The 19,202-nt window shown below is 41.7% G+C and carries 15 protein-coding genes; 5 read left to right on the top strand and 10 right to left on the bottom strand.

Translation table 11 applies throughout. The features are described from left to right. Positions 1–30 precede the first annotated feature (30 nt). Positions 31–1,656 (top strand): NADP-dependent glyceraldehyde-3-phosphate dehydrogenase, encoded by a 1,626-nt coding sequence (locus tag AC1RM2_RS17120; RefSeq protein WP_492986404.1) that lies wholly within the window; start codon positions 31–33, stop codon positions 1,654–1,656. Between the two features lie 85 nt (positions 1,657–1,741). Here the strand turns inward: AC1RM2_RS17120 and AC1RM2_RS17115 are convergent, their stop codons facing one another. From AC1RM2_RS17115 to AC1RM2_RS17100, 4 genes are all read right to left on the bottom strand, one after another. Then, positions 1,742–2,407, bottom strand: a complete 666-nt coding sequence (locus AC1RM2_RS17115; protein ID WP_492986403.1) for a DUF2306 domain-containing protein — start codon at positions 2,405–2,407, stop codon at positions 1,742–1,744. Beyond that, positions 2,404–4,311 carry a WG repeat-containing protein gene (locus AC1RM2_RS17110; protein ID WP_492986402.1) on the bottom strand — a complete coding sequence of 636 codons (1,908 nt, stop codon included), beginning with the start codon at positions 4,309–4,311 and terminating at the stop codon, positions 2,404–2,406. The genes AC1RM2_RS17115 and AC1RM2_RS17110 overlap by 4 nt, the downstream gene beginning before the upstream one ends. A gap of 86 nt (positions 4,312–4,397) precedes the next feature. Then, positions 4,398–6,317 carry a WG repeat-containing protein gene (locus AC1RM2_RS17105; protein WP_492986401.1) on the bottom strand — a complete coding sequence of 640 codons (1,920 nt, stop codon included), beginning with the start codon at positions 6,315–6,317 and terminating at the stop codon, positions 4,398–4,400. A gap of 64 nt (positions 6,318–6,381) precedes the next feature. Continuing rightward, positions 6,382–8,280, bottom strand: coding sequence for a WG repeat-containing protein (locus AC1RM2_RS17100; protein WP_492986400.1), 1,899 nt, complete (start codon positions 8,278–8,280; stop codon positions 6,382–6,384). A gap of 624 nt (positions 8,281–8,904) precedes the next feature. On the opposite strand from AC1RM2_RS17100, the gene AC1RM2_RS17095 reads away from it, so the two are divergent. Together AC1RM2_RS17095 and AC1RM2_RS17090 are read left to right on the top strand one after the other, a co-directional pair. Continuing rightward, positions 8,905–9,450, top strand: coding sequence for a peroxiredoxin (locus tag AC1RM2_RS17095; RefSeq protein ID WP_147053761.1), 546 nt, complete (start codon positions 8,905–8,907; stop codon positions 9,448–9,450). A 448-nt stretch (positions 9,451–9,898) separates the two neighbouring features. Continuing rightward, positions 9,899–10,483: a carboxymuconolactone decarboxylase family protein gene (locus tag AC1RM2_RS17090; protein WP_147053762.1), complete on the top strand. Its 585-nt coding sequence runs from the start codon at positions 9,899–9,901 to the stop codon at positions 10,481–10,483. A 266-nt stretch (positions 10,484–10,749) separates the two neighbouring features. On the opposite strand, the gene AC1RM2_RS17085 is transcribed toward AC1RM2_RS17090, so the two are convergent. From AC1RM2_RS17085 to AC1RM2_RS17070, 4 genes are read right to left on the bottom strand one after another with little or no spacing between them, the layout of a single operon-like run. Beyond that, positions 10,750–12,300, bottom strand: a complete 1,551-nt coding sequence (locus AC1RM2_RS17085) for a DHA2 family efflux MFS transporter permease subunit (protein WP_492986399.1) — start codon at positions 12,298–12,300, stop codon at positions 10,750–10,752. Position 12,301: 1 nt separating this feature from the next. Then, on the bottom strand, positions 12,302–13,366 hold the full coding sequence (locus AC1RM2_RS17080) for an HlyD family secretion protein (RefSeq protein WP_492986398.1): 1,065 nt from the start codon (positions 13,364–13,366) through the stop codon (positions 12,302–12,304). 20 nt (positions 13,367–13,386) lie between these two features. Further along, entirely contained in the window at positions 13,387–14,760 is a 1,374-nt protein-coding gene (locus AC1RM2_RS17075; RefSeq protein WP_492986397.1) for a TolC family protein, read from the bottom strand. Continuing rightward, positions 14,744–15,391 carry a TetR/AcrR family transcriptional regulator gene (locus tag AC1RM2_RS17070; protein WP_492986396.1) on the bottom strand — a complete coding sequence of 216 codons (648 nt, stop codon included), beginning with the start codon at positions 15,389–15,391 and terminating at the stop codon, positions 14,744–14,746. Before AC1RM2_RS17070 ends, AC1RM2_RS17075 begins: the two co-directional genes overlap by 17 nt. 262 nt (positions 15,392–15,653) lie before the next feature. Between AC1RM2_RS17070 and AC1RM2_RS17065 the strand changes: the two genes are divergently transcribed. Further along, complete coding sequence (locus AC1RM2_RS17065; protein WP_492986395.1) at positions 15,654–15,827, top strand: hypothetical protein; 174 nt, start codon at positions 15,654–15,656, stop codon at positions 15,825–15,827. A 24-nt stretch (positions 15,828–15,851) separates the two neighbouring features. Here the strand turns inward: AC1RM2_RS17065 and AC1RM2_RS17060 are convergent, their stop codons facing one another. Next, positions 15,852–17,063, bottom strand: coding sequence for an IPT/TIG domain-containing protein (locus tag AC1RM2_RS17060; protein WP_492986394.1), 1,212 nt, complete (start codon positions 17,061–17,063; stop codon positions 15,852–15,854). A gap of 21 nt (positions 17,064–17,084) precedes the next feature. Then, the gene (locus AC1RM2_RS17055) at positions 17,085–17,882 is read right to left on the bottom strand and encodes an NIPSNAP family protein (RefSeq protein WP_492986393.1); all 798 of its coding nucleotides are present in this window, start codon (positions 17,880–17,882) and stop codon (positions 17,085–17,087) included. 186 nt (positions 17,883–18,068) lie between these two features. On the opposite strand from AC1RM2_RS17055, the gene dinB reads away from it, so the two are divergent. Further along, positions 18,069–19,190 (top strand): DNA polymerase IV, encoded by a 1,122-nt coding sequence (gene dinB / locus AC1RM2_RS17050; protein WP_492986392.1) that lies wholly within the window; start codon positions 18,069–18,071, stop codon positions 19,188–19,190. The last annotated feature ends 12 nt before the right edge of the window (positions 19,191–19,202 follow it).

Raw genomic sequence — 19,202 nt, 5'->3', positions numbered from 1 at the left:
ACCTTTATAAAAATCTAATACCTATAGAATATGAGTTTTAAAGATCAGATAACTTCGATATTTGTGCCCGAAAGCCAGATTGGCTTTGGGTTTCAGACAGAAGAAGTACACCAGCGTGAATACCTGAGCGATGGCGAAATGAAACCATGGGATGACGAAGTAAACGAAGTATACTCGCCAATCGGCTTTTTTGATGCCGATGGCAACTTTGCCCGCAAGCTAATTGGAACCTATCCTGTTTGCACCGAAAAGGAAGCCTTTGAATCATTAGATGCCGCGATTGCAGCGTATGACAATGGCCGTGGCGAGTGGCCTACCATGAGCATTGCCGACCGTATTAAATGCATGGAGCGCTTTATTTACAAGATGAGCGAACAGCGCAGCCTGGTGGTAAAATTGCTGATGTGGGAGATAGGCAAATCCTATGGCGATTCGGCCAAAGAGTTTGACCGCACCATCGAGTACATTAATGCAACCATCGATGCGCTTAAAGATATCGACCGCCAGTCGTCGCGGTTTGAAATGGCCGAGGGCCTGGTCGCTCAAATCCGCCGTTCGCCGTTAGGGGTGGTGCTGTGCATGGGGCCGTTCAATTACCCTTTGAATGAAACGTTCACCACATTAATCCCCGCCCTTATTATGGGCAATACCATACTTTTTAAACCACCTAAGCATGGCACGCTTTTGCATTATCCATTATTGCGCGCCTTCCAGGAATCGTTCCCTAAGGGTGTCGTAAATACCATTTATGGCCGTGGTTCCGTGGTGACACCCGGGTTGATGGCTTCGGGTAAAGTAAATGTGCTGGCCTTTATCGGCTCAAGCAAGGTTGCCAATGATTTAAAAAAGCGTCACCCCAAAATAAACCGCTTGCGCGCGGTATTAAGTTTGGATGCAAAAAACGCAGCTATCGTAACCAAAAATGCCGACCTCCCTTTAGCAGTAAGCGAATGCATTTTAGGCGCACTATCGTTCAATGGCCAGCGGTGTACAGCCATAAAAATGATATTTGTTCAAAAAGATGTAGCCGATGAGTTTTTAAAACTATTGAGCGAAGCTGTTGCTAAGCTGCCGTTTGGTTTGCCATGGGATAAAGATGTAAAACTAACTCCCTTGCCCGAACCGCACAAACCTGCTTATCTTACCGATATTGTTGAAGATGCAATTGCCAACGGCGCAAAAGTAATTAACGAAAACGGAGGCGAAACGGTGGCGTCTTTCTTTTACCCCGCCATTGTGTACCCGGTTAACGAAAAAATGAAGCTGTATCGCGAGGAGCAGTTTGGCCCGGTTATTCCGGTTGTTCCATTTGAATCGATAGAAGAGCCTATTGAGTACCAGATAGATTCGCCGCATGGGATGCAGGTGAGCATATTTAGCAACGATGCCAAAGAGATCTCCTCGCTGATAGATCCGTTTGTGAACCTGGTAAGCCGGGTAAACATCAATAGCCAGTGCCAGCGCGGCCCGGATGTATTCCCTTTCACCGGCCGTAAAGATAGTGCCGAAGGTACCCTTTCGGTACATGATGCATTAAGGGCCTTCTCCATCCGTTCGTTAGTGGCTACCAAAATGAACGATGTGAACAAACAGATCATCAATGATATTGTGAACGACAACGAATCTAATTTCCTGAGCACGAAGTTTATATTGTAGGCGAGGCCCCTAACCCCCTGAAGGGGGAACAATAGCGGACAAGCAAAAAACATAAAGGCCTGGTGCGAAACGCCAGGCCTTTATGCTAATCAAAAAGCTCCCCCTTCAGGGGCTGGGGGGCTTCGCCTTTAAGTGTTAGGGGCCTCGCCTTCCGGTTAATCATTTCCACCAATACCAAATTTGGCACCCAGCTTAAAAAAGCGATAATGATATAATTGTTATCAAAATTTACGCCGTTGCCAAAAACGTGGAAAAGCAGGATATAAAAGCGCAAGGTTACCGCCCCAAAAGCAAGGCCGTAGCTGCGGCGCATCATTTTAACATGATCGTTGATATTGCCTTTTTTGATAAGTGTAAATGCCAGTACGGTTGACAATACCCAAAGCGTATTTTGTACCAGGAATGATATAAAAACGCCCGTGCCCCGGCCAACAAACAGCGTCATCACATATGCGCCCGGTGCGGCTATAAACAATACCCCACAGATATATATTTTCCCCAATGCTTTGTGCAGCCTGCGGTTAGTATATACCGTTTTTGAAAACTGGAAAAAGCCAACCAGCAATATAATACTGCTGGCAAAAATATGGCAATAAAATGCCGGCATGTACCAGCCTGTTTTAATAGCTGCCTGCTTAAAGCCTAAAAAGAAAGCGTGGTTATGCGCAAAACTTTCATAAAATGTACCCAGGCTTAAAATGGCTATCCATATAAAAGCAAAGTATCTTAATAGCCTTGCGGTAATACTCATCTGGCAGCCTGAATTTTGGGTTGCATTGCCTTTAGTTTTGCGTTGACAAAGTTGATGTTGTATTTATCAATAACAGTTAGCGAGTCCTTAACATCCTCATTTTGTGGAATGTCTACAGATTCATTATCAAACCTGCCTTTAAAAATAGCATTCCATTTTTCGTCTTTGAAGTGATAATGATATGATGCATAGATCTCGTTTTTCATGTATTCCAATATTTCGGCAGTTGCCACTGCTTCAACCCGTATATTTTTAGGTTGATCTGAATTTTCAGCCGTAGTGTAACAGCCCTGCAAATAACTATCGTCCAACTTATTGAATTTTGTTGGAAATATTCTTGATGTTTTTAATACGGTGATATTATCGCCCTTAATTTGGATAAAATGATAATATGGTGCTTCGAGCAAATTAAGGTCTTTTTCTGTCAGTGGGACGGCAAATTCCGAAGTGATCTTGTATCGAAATAAGGAATCACTGAGCGCCAATAAGTCGCTCTCATTGCACCGGCTAACAGCAAGTCCGTTATAATATCCATCGCCCATAGAAGCAGGCACTTCAAAGCTGAGGGTTTTGTTTTTCCTTTTATCTGCCAAAACAACAGTTTTGCTACTATACAGGCCAGACCGCCCTCCAAGGTATTGTTTCCCGATGGTATAAATCATGCGTTCGTACCACGAATTAGCCTGTTCTTTTTTATGGTGGTCAAACTTAACTGATGTTGGCCCAAATAGGTCTACACTCGCCATACTTGTAACCTTTCTTAAAGGGTTTACAAACATTGTAAAATCGGGGATAATTTTCCAATCGGCCAGGTAGGATGGCGCTATGTAGATGGCGTTATCCATTTTACGGGAGTTTTCCTCCATTATATCTGGCTGGCTTTTTGCCGACAATGTAAACGATTGGCCATAAGCCTTAATCAGGGCAAGGTGTTCGGCAATATTGAAATTGTTTAATTTGGGCGAAATGATAAAATTCCTTTTCAGATAATAATAGTTAGTTCCCTTTTTTAGCAACGCAACATTCGCATTCTCTTTTAAAGGGTATATTTCATCATAATCGGCAGGTACAACTATTTTTCCATTTAAATTATACAACCCTTTTTTGGTATTCTTCTCCACTTCTATCAAGCCGCTTACGGTACCGCCAACGCTGCGGATCAAATCGTACGAAACGGGGATAATTTCTTTCAGATCAGGATTTACCAGGCCCATTTGAAAGTTTGCAATTGCCCTGTCATGGGCGTTGCTATCATATAAATTATCAGGAACGGTTCCCCTATATACGTAGTAATAGGTCTGATCATTAATATGATCAAACCATAAAACGCCGTCATAATTCTTTTTTAATTTATCAGCGTTTTTAAACGCGGCCAATGTAACGGGTTTATAAAGGAACCTTTCAGGGATAGATTTACTTCTTACTATCTCCCCAAAATCGCTATAAGTCTGGTTAAAGTTTCTAAGGTCGACGCTATTTATCTTGTACTGTTTATTATTGTTTTTTTCAACAGTAAACAGTACCGGCGATATTTGAGTTTTGATGCCCGGAGTGCTAAAGCGGGCAATAACCATGGCCGTGGCCAGTTGGTGGTTTGTAAATTCAACCTGGGCATTTCGGGTATCAAAATTTATGTCAAATGACAGCATTGTTTTGCGCAATGAACCACGATACTTCCCCATTACCTGGCCCAGCATCTCTATTCCGGTGCCTGTTATATCCTGTTTAAAAAACGATTCGGCAGAGTCGATATTCCCAGCTTTAATTTGAACATTAAATGCATTAAGGAATTTGATTATAGCAGCCTTATCCGGTTTTACCGATCGTTTGTCGCGGGTAAACGAAAAACAAGTAATAAGCACAGCCAATGAAGCTATAGCAGTAAGGATAGGCTTTCTTTTCATAAAGCAACGTATTTAACTTAAAACATTCAGTAAAACATTTTATTATCAGTCACTTAAAAATAAACAATCTTCTTTCTATCTTAAAACTATCTCGCAGCCAGGCTATTAGGGTTTTTTACGTTTAAGGGTTTCCCATTTAGCTTACTATTAATAAAGCTGATGTTATATTTGTCAATAACGGTGAGTGAATCGTCAACATTGGCATTCTTGGTTGTATCGCCATTGTTAGAAAAGCGATATTCAAACACATCGTTCCATCTTTGGCTTTTAAATCTGTATTTATAGGATGCGTAAATCTCGTTTTTCATGTATTGCAGCATGGATTTATTTACATGGTCTATTGTTGTCGTTTCATCATCACTCCAATTTTTATTTAAAGTGTAGCAACCTTGTAAATATGATTCGTCAAGATTTATATATTGTGTGGGAAAAATCCTTTGCGATTTTAGCTCAACCAGTTTGTTATTTTTAATTTGGATGAAATAATACATTGGCCCTTCCCTTATATTCTCATCTTGATTAAATAGCGGCTGATCTAAAACCGAAGTAGTTTTAAATTCAAATAATGAATCGTTAATAGCCTTTAACGAGTTTTCCAAACAGGCTCCCCTAAGTGTGCCGGCATCTGAATCTCCCGCGCTCACAGATGTTTTAAATCCCAATATTTGGTTGTGCTTCTTATCAATCAACAATAAGCTCTTGCTCGCATACAGGCCTCCCCGTCCTCCAAGATAATCATCGGCAATAGTGTAATAAGCGCTTTGGAACCAATTAGAATCATCGCCTCTTTTTTCTCCATCAAATTTAACGGCAATAGATATACTTCCGTCTTCACCTTCATCGCCATCAATAAGCTTCCTCAACGGATTTGGAAAATCCATGAACTTAGGCAAAATTCCCAGCCCGGCCATGTATGATGGCGTAATTATCAACGATGTATTAATCCCCTTTGAATTATATTCCATTACATTTTTTGAGCTTTTTTCGGTTAAGGTGTAGGAGTCATTAAATTTTTTAATGTGAGATATAATGTCAGAAATTTTAAAGTCGGTTATTTTATCAGATAATGTAGAATTCGCTTTTAAATAGAAGAAATCATCTCCGTTTTTCAAAACTGCCAGATTCGCATCACCTTTCAAGGGATAGATCTGGTCGTAGTTAATGGGAACCACCACCTTGCCATTTAAATTATAGAACCCTTTTTTATTGCCCTTTTCAACCTCAATTAACCCATCAATAGTTCCGCCAATATTGTGTATCAAATCATATTCGGCAGGAATTATTTCATTCAGTTCGGGGTTAACCAATCCTATCTTATAATCACCGCCGTCTGTTTTTTTATCGGCAGGGTAATAAAAATTATCAGGAAGTTTCCCCTTTACCACATAATAAAAAGTTTTGTTATCCACATGCTCAAACCAGGCAACACTGTCGTAACGCGCCTTTAGCTTTTCGGCCGTTTTGAATGCAGCAAGCGTCATAGCACTATAAATATCTTTCTCCGGGGTTATTTTATTATATACCCTGGCCTGGTATAACCCATAGTCTTTCACAAAGCCCGTTGCATCTACCTGGGTTATTTTGTACTGCTTACCATCCCTTTTATGAATGGTGAACACTAAGGTTGATTTTTCTCCGGGCAAGTAATCATTCTTAAAAACGGCGGTTATCCTGGCCGTAGCAAACTCGGGATTTGTAAATTTTATCAGCGCATCTTCGGTATTTAAACTCACCTTAAAGATAGGCTTCTCTTTACCGCCGGTATTGGTTTTATTGGTAAGTACGCTCAACAATATCTTAACAGCTTTGCTCTTTTGCTGATCTTCAAAAAAAGTTTTGGCCGAATCAATGTTACCGGCCTGGATGTGTTTGTTAAAAGCATTTAAAAACTGTATGATCTCGCTTTTGCCTGGCTTATTTTGACTCCTGTATTTAAAAAATGCAAAACAACTTGCTGCAACCACCAAAACAATGGCCGTTATAATGAGGATAGGTTTGGTTTTCATGATACCAAGATATTAAATTATTTGAAAAGCAATGAGTGGAAATTTTTAACCTTATTTCCCAGCACTATTTTGCCGCCAGGCTATTTGGTTTTTTGCTATTTAGTTTACTGTTAATGAAGTTGATGTTGTATTTATCAATAACGGTTAACGAATCATCAACATTGATATTTTTTGCTTTATAGCCGGTTATGTTTTCGCTAAAAATCTTCGCCCATTTTTTGTCATTAAAATCATAATTGTACGATGCGTAAATCTCATTTTTCATGTACTGTAAAGCGTATTGGTTCAGGTAACTGCTTTGTATGTTTTTAGAGTTATTATTGCTGGTTTTTACCTCGTACCGATAGCAACCGTTTATGTAGCTATCGTTAAGCTTCCTGAATTTGGTAAAGGCAAACTGCCTGCGCGTGTTTTGTTCAACTAAACGGCCATTCTTAACCGCGAAATATTGGTAAAAAGGCATTTGTTCCAGCACATCGCCATCGTATAGCTTTACACTAACAAACGATGGCACCATTACTTCAAACAGCGAATCATTTAGTGCTTTTACACTGTTTTTTATACATCCGGCTGTGCTATCGGCATCAAAATCCTGAACAATTGCACTGGCAACCGGTGCGCTATAGGCGGTATTACTTTTTTTATCAATTATCACCAGGTTTCTGGCAGTGTAAAAACCTACCCGCCCACTTACGTAATATTCTTTGATATTATAAAATATACTGGCTAACCAATTGCTTCCGCTTTTGGTAGCAACGGCATGTTCAGGCTCCCGGGTAACCTCGTAACTTTCGGTTGAACCGGATGAGTAAATTTTATGCCTCATCGGGTTTTTAAATAGCTGCATATCTTCTATCAGCCCCAGATCAACAAGATACGATGGTGGTAAATATACGGCCTCGTGCATCCGTCGCGAATTAAACTCCATAACATCCCGCCCCGGATTGTTGATTAATTTAAAAGGGATATGTTGTTTCAACCGGGCCAATACGTCGGCTATCTTAATATCCACTTTAGCCGATATTGTATAATCATCCCTAAACCAGTAAAAATCATTCCCCTTTTTCAAAACGGCAAGGTTTTGGGCATCTTTAACAGGCATTATCTGGTCATAAACAACCGGTACTATTATTTTTCCGGCTAAATCATAAAGTCCTCTTTTATGATCCTTTTCAACTTCAATCAGGTTGGCTATGGTGCCTCCTATATTACGCACCACATCAAACTTAGGCGGTATTATTTCTTTAAATTGAGGATCGACCAAACCCATTTCATAAGTTTTGGCGCTATCCTTTTGACTTCCGAAAGCTTTATATATCTCCCATTTTCCGTTAATTACATAAAACCAGTTTTTGCCGTTGAGGTGGCTAAACCATACTACGCTATCGTATTTTGTACGCAGACGGGCAGCTCCTTTAAACGCGTTTAAGGTTGCCGGGGTGTACACATCCTTATCCGGGTAGCGGTTTTCTTCAATATAATTGGAGTAGTTTTGATGGGCTATCATAAAATTCCGGCCGTCGAGTTTCAAAATTTTATATTGGTGATGGCCTGTCTTTTGAACAGTTAAGTAAACCAGCGAATATTTTTTATCTAATCCCTCCTTACTGAACGTAATTGGCACCGTTACAACAGAAAGCTCGGAATTGATAAACTTTACGGTAGCTTTATCCGCGTCAAAGTCAACCTTGAAGCTTTCTTCGAACATATTATCTTCCGGCGGCGCGCCTGTTAAAGCCGCCAATGGTTCATAAACGTCCATGGTTTCGCGGCCATCCTTAAAAAAATCCAATAACGGCTGTATTCCGCCCCCATTAGAAAAGTGTTTTTTAAATGAAACCAAATATTGAACTACTTCGTCATTTTCGGGCGATGGCAGGCTTTTACTGCGGATAAAAAGGATACAGCACGCCGCCAGAATTATAGCAGAAGCTGCGAGAATGAGAAAAGGTTTAATTTTCATGATATTGAGACAGGTTTTCTTATCAACGTTAGAAGTATCGTATAAGTATATTGTGGTCAGTTTGTTAGATGAAAAATTTTCCGTCTTTAAGGGATAGGAAAACGAAACGCGGAGTAGTGCTCCTCTGGAGCACAAAACAACTAATTCTTTATTTCTACAAAGCTTTCACCCCTCTGGGGTGGCCTAAATTAACCCAAGGCGCATCAGAGGCCTCGCTGGGGCGAAAATCAAAATGTAAACAACTAATAGGACTAAAGAAAAAAAGTGTAAACTTTTTTCAGGACGAGACAAAAAATCAAATCCAAAGAATCAGATAAATCTGTTTAATCCGGGTTCAGACAAACGCGTTAGGGATTGGCGCGGATACCGGCCCGTGGCTAATGCTTGTGCAGTATGAGCAAAAAGCCCGGCCGCAGGCAACGCTCTGAAAAAATTGACAGGGCAGACGCTCAATTCCGTAACTACTGCTGTTGAAAGCCCTTGCAAATGCAAAATTGACATGAATAGACAAAATAAATTTCTTAAAAATAAACTATCAATAAAATCTATATGGCATAGATTTTTAGAATGAGAGGCTGACTTTTAAATCAGTATATTTGCATAAATAATAACAAAAAGACACTTATGTTAACGATAGGACAAAAATTCCCCCAGTTTTCTAAAACTGCCGTAGTTAGCCTTGAAAAAGGAAAAGAGTTTGAAACGCTTACTTCTGAGTACCTGGTGAATGATGATAACGTTTGGACAGTAATGTTCTGGTGGCCAAAAGATTTCACTTTTGTGTGCCCAACTGAAATTGCTGAGTTCAACAAAAACTATGGCGAGTTCCGCGACCGCGAAACCCGTTTAATTGGTGCTTCTACCGATTCGGAATTTGTACACGCTGCCTGGAGACGCGATCATGATGATTTACGCGATTTGAAATTCCCGATGCTTGCCGATACTTCAAAATCATTAGCCGAAGATTTGGGCATATTAGAGCCAACTGAAAAGATTGCTTACCGCGCTACTTTTATTGTTGACCCTACCGGCATTATCCGTTGGGTTTCTGTTAACGATTTAAGCGTAGGCCGTAACGTTAAAGAAGTTTTACGCGTACTTGATGGTTTACAAACCGACGAACTTTGCCCATGTAACTGGGAAAAAGGCCAGGAAACACTTACCGTTTAATTCCCCCTACTACATATGTCCCCGTACAGTTAATTTTTGTGCGGGGATTTTTTGTAAACTGAAAGCTTAAAGTGTAAAGCCGAAAGCTAAAATAGATCGTCAAAAAACAGACCGTGATGGCGAGTGCCCGCCAGCCGAGCTGGAAAAAACAGTAATTACATGGCAGCGACCGGGATTCTTGTAGAGACGCATCACATGCGTCTCCCGCCAGACCAGTTCGATTTGCATGTTGGGAGACGCATGTGATGCGTCTCTACAAAAAAAACAACATTAATAATCAACAGTTAAAAACTGACCGTCATTGCGAGGTACGAAGCAATCCCAAACTATGTGGGACTTCGCATGTAGGGGATTGCTTCGTACCTCGCAATGACGAAACGGATCAAATTAAATTCACTTCAAAGCTTTAAGCCTTCAGCTTTCTGCTTTAAGCATAAAAACAAACACCATGAACGAAAGTACCGAAGTGATCCAGGAAATACTGCAAAGTATTGGATTAGATAAAGATTACCGAACAACCAGCCTCACCCTGTTAGAGAAAGGCGAATCGCGCTATTTACGCGATTTGAAGCTGAATTTTACCAGCACGCTTACATCGGCCCATTTAACTGCCAAAGAATGCGCCTTATTGGGTTTAAGCATCGCTGTTAATAATAACAATACCCCACTTACAAGCTACTTTACCAAATACGCCGAAGAGCAGGAAGCAACTGCCGCCGAAATTGGCGAAGCAGTAGGCTGCGCATCGTTGCTGGCCTCAAACAATGTATTTTATAGATTCAGGCATTTTACGCAAAAGGAAAAATACACCCAGATACCGGCACGCATCCGCATGCAATTAATGATGAAGCCGGTTACCGGAAAAGAGTTTTTTGAGTTGATGAGCCTGGCTGTTTCGGCTGTAAATGGCTGCGAAATGTGCGTAAACGCGCACGAAGATTCGCTGATAAAATTGGCTACAACCGAGGAGCGTATTTTTGACGCCGTACGTATTGCATCGTTGGTTACCGCTACCGGCAAGGTTATTTTTTAACTATCAACAATATTTTAACGTAAAAAAAACATGAGATCTAATAATTTCATGTTTTTTTCATAAATAATACTTAATTACTTAATAAAATTTGTGTTTGTTAATTAAAAACTTCTAAATTTATGCCTAAGATTAAACAAACCTCGATTACACTTATTTTTATTGAAAATCAATTGTATCTCGGGGAGAGTTATTAAATTTTAATTGTTAATTTTTTTTGGGGAAAGCCGTTCCAGGTAATAGTGGAACGGCTTTTATCGTTATGAATTTTAATGCGCGTCAACCGGCATTTTTGCATTTGATTTCCTGAATGGCTGCAGGTATAGCAAAGGGATTGAAAATAACATTACCAGGCCCGATATCCAGTAAGCATCGTCATAAGTTAATAACAACACTTGTTTGGTTAACGCGCCTTCAATGGCACCGTATGCCATGCGTGTTGCATCAATAACCGAGTGCCCTTTGGCCATAAAGTTGTGTAATGAAGCATTAAACCGCTCAATAAACGCCGGGTTGGTTGCCGTAATATTTGTTAACAGGTTACTACGGTGCACGCCCTGGCGTACGTGAATAATGGTAGTTAGCGTAGCGATACCAAAAGAACCACCCAGTTGGCGCATCATATTGTTTAAGCCTGTTCCCTGCCCTACCTCGGGCCCTTTCAAGTCGGCAATGGCCAGCGTGGTTAGGGGTACAAATAACAAGGCCATACCTACACCCCTGATCATTAACGGCAAAAAGAAGTTAGACGGCCCCATTGCCATGGTGGAGTTACTGAGCATTGTGGTAAATACAAAGAACAGAAACATACCCGCGGTAGCCATAAACTGTGCCGGAATGCCCTTATTGAGCATTTTACCAATAAAGGGCATCATCACAATGGTACACAAGCCACCGGGGAAAAGGATCTCGCCTGTTTGCTGTGCTGTAAAACCCAACAAGTTTTGGCAAAATACCGGGAATACAAACACCGACCCATACAACCCAAAACCAAGCACAAAGGATGTAAACATCCCCACTGCAAAGCTTCGGTGCCTTAATATCGCAAAATTTACTATCGGGTAGTTGATACTCATCTCGCGCCATATAAACAGGATCAACCCTAATATTGCAGTGATAGTTAATACGGTAATGTAAGGTGTTGCAAACCAGTCTTCCGATTCACCTTTCTCCAAAATGGTTTGCAAACTGCCTACAGCTATAGCCAGTAAACCAATACCCCACCAGTCAACGGGTTTCCCTTTTTCGTCTTTAGGCGTTTCGCGCACAAAGGTGTAGGCAAAAAATGCTGCCAGGGCCCCAACCGGGATATTTACATAAAATATCCACCTCCATGATGAGTGGTCGGTAATATAACCACCAATGGTAGGCCCTACAGTTGGCCCTACTACCGCACCTAAACCAAATAGCGCTGTGGCGGTTCCAATTTGTTCACGTGGCCATGTTTCAATTAATATGGCCTGCGATGTTGATATTAACCCACCACCTGCAATACCTTGCAGTATCCGGAACATAACCAGCTCATTAAGGTTTGTAGCATTACCGCATAAAAACGAGGCAATGGTGAACACAATAATAGAAGTTATGAAATAATTTTTACGCCCGAACCTGCTTCCCAGCCATCCCGACATAGGGAGCACAATTACGTTTGCAACAGCGTAACCGGTAACCACCCAGGCAATATCTTCAAGGGTAGCACCAAGGTTACCCTGTATATCGGGCAGGGATACGTTCACAATCGTGGTATCAATAAGCTCCAGTAATGAAGCTATGATAACCGTGATGGTGATGATCCATTTTTTAAAGCCTGTTTCAGCCATTTTATTCTCCTTTAATTACAGAAACTTTTACGCTCATACCTGGGCGCAATTTGTCAAGTACGTCTTTTGAGGCGTTTAATTTAATTTTAACAGGTACACGTTGCACTACTTTTACAAAGTTACCGGTAGCATTATCTGGCGGCAGCAATGAAAATTTGGCGCCGGTTGCCGGGCTAAAGTTGTAAACTGTACCTTGTACTTTCATATCAGGATAGGCATCAACCTCAACATCAACCTTCTGGCCGTTTTTCATATCATTCAGCTGGGTTTCTTTAAAGTTGGCCGTAATAAATAAACTGTTATCGTTTACAATGCTAAACAAGGTTTGCCCTGCCTGTACCAACTGGCCCAACTGTACGCTTTTTTTAGCAGCTAAACCGCTTGATGGCGCCTTGATAGTGGTATAGCTCAACTGCAGTTTTGCATAGTCAATATCAACCTGCTTTTGGCTTACACCGGTGTTGGTAACCTTTAACTGACTGCGGGTAGTACCGATTTGCTCAACCGCTGCTTTGTATTGGTCTTGCGATGCCCTTAAGTTTGCTTTAGCCACATCCAAATCGGCTTTGGCCTGGTCAAATTGTTGCTGGGTTACCGATCCATCTTTTATAAGGTTGGCATAACGGGCATAATCTTTCTGCACTTTATCCAAACGGGCAGCATTTGATTCAACCTGCGCCCTTGCGCTTGATGAATTTGCCTGCGTAGCATAAATCTGCGATTGATTTACATTGATACCTGCGCTTGCACCAACCTGTGCTGCCTGGGCCTGCTCTAATTTTATCTTGTAATCATGGTCATCAATTTTAACTAAAGTTTGGCCAGCTGTAACGTGGCTGTTTTCTTCAAAATAAATAGAGTCAACGTATCCGCCTACGCGGGCTACTACCGGGCTTATATCGCCATCAACCTGCGCATCATCTGTATCGATGTGCTTGCCGTAGTATAAATATTCTTTGATACCGAAAATGATACCACCAATAAGCAATACGCCTAATATAATAGGGATAACTTTATTTGGTTTCTTTTTTGGTTCCTGTTCCTGTGTTTCTTGTGCCTTTGCCATTTTATTATCTGGTTTAAGTATTATTTGTTGTTGATTTTTCCTGTTGATTTTAGTAAAGTGTAGTAAGCCAGGCCTGCATCGGCTTTAGCTAACTCCAGGTTTATTTGTGCCTGGTAAAGCAATGTTTCGGCATCGGCCCTATCGGTTGCTGATGCTATATTGCTTTTGTATTTTGATTCGAGGATCTTATTATTTTCGCCCGCTTGTTCAATTGAGGTTTGTAAAAGCTTAATCTTATCCAAAGCCATGGTCCAGTTCTGGTAGTTTTGGTTTACTTCGTTTTTAATGCGGTCAACCGTAATGGTTTTGTTGATGGTTACCTGCTCGCGTTGAATTTTAGCTTCGGTAACCTTGTTTTTGTTTGTCCATAAGTTGCCAAAGTTCCAGGAAAGGGTTAAGCCGACGGATATCGGGGTAATAAACTGCCCGCTTTTAGGAATCGGGTTCGAGTTTACATCCACATAATAGGCGCTCCCTGATGCCGCTAAGGTTGGCAACGTGTTGGCCTGTATGTTTTTGATGCTGGTTTCGGCAACTTTGCCATGTAAATCTGCCTGCTGCAATTCAACACGGCTCGCGTAAGCAGTATCCAGGTAATTGCTCAAAGGGGCAACAGGCCTGTCAACCTCGGTTATCTGGTCTATATTAAGCTGGGTACCTTCGGGTAAGCCTAACAAAACGTTCAGGCTGTAGTTGATGATACGGCGATTAGTTTCCAGGTCGATACCATTCAGTTCGACATTGGAGCGTTGCAACTGAAAACGTAACACATCATTTTTGGTAACCAAACCCTGGTCAAAAAACCTTTGCGATTGTTTGATCTGCGCATCAATAGTAGTTAAATTTTGTGCTACTACTTTTTTGCTTTGCAATACCTTATAAAGGTTATAGTATGAGTTGATGATATCGTAGGTGATCTGGTCTTTATCATTAACTACGTCCAAACGGGCAACCTGTGTAAGTAAATCTGTCGATTCACGTGCATATTTGTATTTACCGCCTGCGTAAAGCACTTCGCTTAATGACAGTATACCCAGGTAAGCATCGGCCCTGTTGGGTAAATTAAAGTTGCTTTCGCCAAGCGAAAGTTTATTGGCAGGTATTTCGGCATGGTTGTAACCGTAGCTCACTTTACCGGTTGGCAAAGCCTGGTCTTTAGCCTGGTTGTATTGCGATACAGCCTGGTCAATTTTAGCTTGCGATAGCTTTAATACTTTGCTGTTATCAAGGCCCAGCTTAATGGCCTCATCTAAAGTGATTGTGCGATCCTGGGCTGCTACCGTTCCTGCAAACAGCAAACCTGATACCGCCAGGGCGGTGCCATACCTCCAAAACGCGCTAACTGTGTGTTTCAACAGTTTAAGGTGGTCGGTTTTATTATTTTGAGTTGTCATGTTCATTTACTAAATAAGCTTTTAAAAGTCTTTTCATGTATATTTTAATCCTTGGCTTCAGCTCTTCTTCCATAAATTTTTCGTCACGAACATCGTGGCCCAATATTAAAGATGATAACTGCGGCATGTTGATTACGTAATTTTTGGTGCCGAATATGGTTGCTATTACCATCGGGATATCGATGTCCTTATAAAAGCTGCCATTATTAACGCCCTCTTCAATTATCTTTTTGATCTCGACAACGTTTACCATCAGGATTTCGATTATCTTATCGGTAAGCCCCCAGCGTTTGTTCATCGATATTTCGCGGCTGATGAGTTTCTGAAAGCAGTTATTTACAATAATGCGCTCTACGTAATTGTCAATACATTTATCCAGCTTGCACCAGGCGGTCATGCTGTCGTCATTACCTATATTTTGAAGCAGTGTGCGGAACGACGAGATCTTACGCTCAAAGATTGCCAGGAAAAGACCTTCCTTTGAACCGAAATAGTAATTGAGCATAGCCATATTAACACCGGCCTCGCCCGAAATTGTCCGGGTAGAGGCCCCATCAAATCCATAGTCGGCAAACACGCGTTCGGCGACGTCAAGGATGTGGTCTTTTTTGTCTATTTTATCTTTGTCCATTGTTTTAACGGCACAAAATTAATCAAACGATTGATTAATCAAAAGAGTTTAGGGCCAAATCATTAATCGATTGATTAATGATTACTATCGAATGACAAAATTGTTTTTTAAGGAGTTAAAAATTTTGAAAGTGGCAATTATATGTTTAAACTACTATGTGTTTAACAATCGCCTAAGTGACGCATTGACTAATTTGGGGTATTTATAAAACAAACTCTAATCTTCGTCAACAAAATAAAACCGGCAAATATAAAAAGTGACCATGAACTGTATCAATAAAATAGATCCCGAGTGGGTGCCGTCAGCGTACCAAACTATCAGCATCGATGGGCCGCGTAACTCCAACGTCTATACTAAACAACTATCGATATCAGTGAAGGCATTGGTAAGACATACCCATAATTTTCAAAAAAAGAAAAAGGCCAATAACTTATAGACGCCGACCCAACATTCAAAACAATTACTCTATAACTACTTTGCGTACCCTGTTGCCACCGGCAGTAGCATAATTGTAGGTAGTTACGTATAAAATGCCGTCTTTATCAATGGTTAATCCCTGTGGCCCGTTAAACGCGGCACGCAGGCCAATTCCATCAATATCCCCGGCCGCGCCACTGCCTGCAATTGTAACCACGTGGCCGCTTTTTTCAATGATTTTTATGGTATTTGCTACGTGGTCGGCCTCATAAAAGTTACCCCAGGCGTCTACAGCTATTTCCCAGCCTTTAAATGCTGCATCGGTATGCACCACAGTCGCTTTGCCCGTATTATCAACTTTAAAAATAGCAGCAGACGCCGTTGCCGGATCATACCCGCTAACATACATGGTGTTTGCCTTATCAAAAATGATATTCCTTGGAGTAATTATACCCGACGAAAAATTTGTGGTGTCGCCGCCCGATGTGTTTAGCCGTTTAATTGTGCCCTGGCTATTATTGCTCATGTATAAATAGCCATCTGGCCCTACTGCAATGCCGGTTGTTGGGCCAGTGCCCGTGTAAATAACATTTACGCCGCCGGAGTTTACCTGCATCAGGTGTTGGTTAAAATCGGTTACATATATGGAGTTGTCCTTATGATCAAAAGCAATATTGTATGGCGATGCAAAATGTTCGGCATTGATAGTTATAGTTGACACCGAATTATCCACAAGGTTAACCTTGCGGATAAGCCTGTTGTAGCAATCCGCAATAAATAAATGACCGGCATCGTCGATAGTAATACCCCATGGACAATTAAATGATGCAGCTGTGCCCACACCGTCATTGGCGCTTGCAACACCGCTGCCGGCTATAGTAGTTACAATTGTACGGTAAACGTAGGTAAAAGCAGGTCCTGTATAGGTTTTCCCCTTGCCGCCAAACATTACCACGCCTGATCCGGCCATTTTAGGAATGATAACTTTTAACATACTATCCGTTATGCTTAAAATCCGAACAGTTTTCTCATTTATGCTAATAGAGAGATCTGAACCAAAGGTTAAAAAGTTTTTCCCGGTAACTTTTATGGTGTCGCCGTTACCCCCGCTTTCCGGATAAATTTTTGTAATCGTCATCGTAGACGAGGCCGGCTCATTAAGCTCCTTTCCGCATGAGGTAATAGTGCCCAAGGCCCCCAATAAAAGCAGGATATTGAGCGCGTTCTTTATTTTTCCCATAATTACACTGATCATATATTGTCAATAAACGATTACCTATATCTGCGAATAAGCCGTCGGCACCAGCATGGTTGATGTTATTTTGCTAACAAGCAGGGCATCTGCATATTCGGGCACGCTGCTTATCTTTTTCCATTGCGGGTCGGTGCCGAAGGCTTTCCAATGGGTATCTTTAGCGGCCAGGTCATCAAAGGTGATCATGTACGTAAGGTTTGGCCGTTGGGGGCCGATCACTGTTTCTCCCCAGAAAACGGGGTTGAAACCAAGGCGTTTAAAAATATCTATTTCGCCCTGGCCGGTAAACATTTCTATCTTTTTTTTGCCGGCGGCTTCGCTGGCGCTTTGGTACTGGCGCAATTCAAAAATACGTGGCTTCCTTTCGGGTGCAGCAGCGAGTACTGTATGCGGAAATGCTTTTAAAAGGGAACTTTCTATCCGTTCATAAGCAGGCGCGGTGGCCGGCGCATTAAGGTAAGCGGCAGCTTTGGCGATATAGTCCTTATCGCTGCTAATCAGCTTTTGAACCCTGTCAATTTGAGACGGGGAAACATAGGGAATAAGTACAAATACCCTGGTTTGCCCCTGCGGTTTTAGTTCGGTAAATACACCAGCCCGTTTTATAGTGTGACGATTTAACGCTGGTATTAAGGCATTTTGCAAATAATCTTCCACCAAACTTTGCTGACTTGCATCTTTTAAACTATAAACCCGGAGTTCATAATATTCTTCTATTGGCACTTCGGTATGCATGGCGTCAGCGTTACTTACAGCGGGTAAAATGGTTGCGGTTACAGCACCCATCGGGGTTGATTTTACAAAAGAGCGTCTTTTCATGAAGGTATAATTGAAAGTTTAAATATAGTATTATTCCTCCGTCTTCAACGTTTTAAACTATCTGTTTTACAAATTTGAGCGCATCGGCCTGCCGGCAACTACAGGAAGCAACAAGACCAGTAAAAACTACTATTTGCTATATTTACATTTGGTATACCTCTGTATAACCGCCCACGAAAATTATCCATGCAAAACCAACCCACACAAATCATCCGCAAAATTATCCATATTGATATGGATGCATTTTACGCGGCGGTTGAGCAGCGGGATTTCCCGGAGTACAGGGGTAAACCACTGGTAGTGGGCGGGTTACCCCAGGGCCGGGGTGGCGTGGTGGCCACGGCAAGTTACGAGGCCCGTAAGTTTGGGGTACGCTCGGCAATGTCATCAAAAAGGGCTTTACAGCTTTGCCCGGATGCCCTGTTTGTTCGGCCGCGGTTTGCCGCATATAAAGAGGTTTCGCAACATATCCGGGAGATCTTCAGCCGCTATACCGATCTGATTGAACCCTTATCTTTAGATGAGGCCTACCTTGACGTTACCAACGATAAACTCAACATCGGCTCGGCAATTGATATAGCCAAACAGATAAAACAAGCAATAAAGGACGAACTTAACCTTACGGCATCTGCCGGTGTATCCATCAATAAATTTGTAGCTAAAATCGCTTCGGACATCAACAAGCCTGATGGGTTAAAGTTTATCGGCCCGTCAAGCATAGAAAGCTTTATGGAACAATTACCTGTTGAAAAGTTTTTTGGTGTAGGCAAAGTTACCGCGCAAAAAATGAAGCAAATGGGCCTGCATACCGGGGCCGACCTTAAAAAGCTTAGCGAGGATGAAATGACCCGCCATTTTGGCAAACCAGGCCGCTTTTACTACCAGATAGTGCGGGGAATTGATAACCGGGAAGTACAGCCCCACCGCGAAACCAAATCATTGGGTGCAGAAGATACCTTTGCCTATGACCTTACCACCCTGGCTGAAATGGAAGCCGAACTGGATAAAATTGCCCAAGTGGTTCACGACCGTTTGCTTAAATATGAACTAAAAGGCCGCACGCTCACCCTCAAAGTAAAATACAGCGATTTTAAACAGATAACCCGAAACCAGTCATTCACTACAGCTTTTAATGATTTGGAGACAATATGCAATACAGCAAAACAATTGGTGGCAGCCACCAATCCAGACGACAATACCCGCATCCGGTTGCTGGGGATTTCGCTGTCAAATTTTGGTGATATTCTGCCGAAACAAAGAGAAGAAAAAGAGGCTGGGCCAGGCGATCAGCTTGCACTGCACCTGTAATTATTACCCCAC

The sequence above is a fragment of the Mucilaginibacter sp. GW822-FHT03E02 genome, assembly GCF_058801545.1.
The sequence above is the reverse complement of the archived record's forward strand: the minus strand, read 5'-3'. Positions and strand labels throughout refer to the sequence as shown.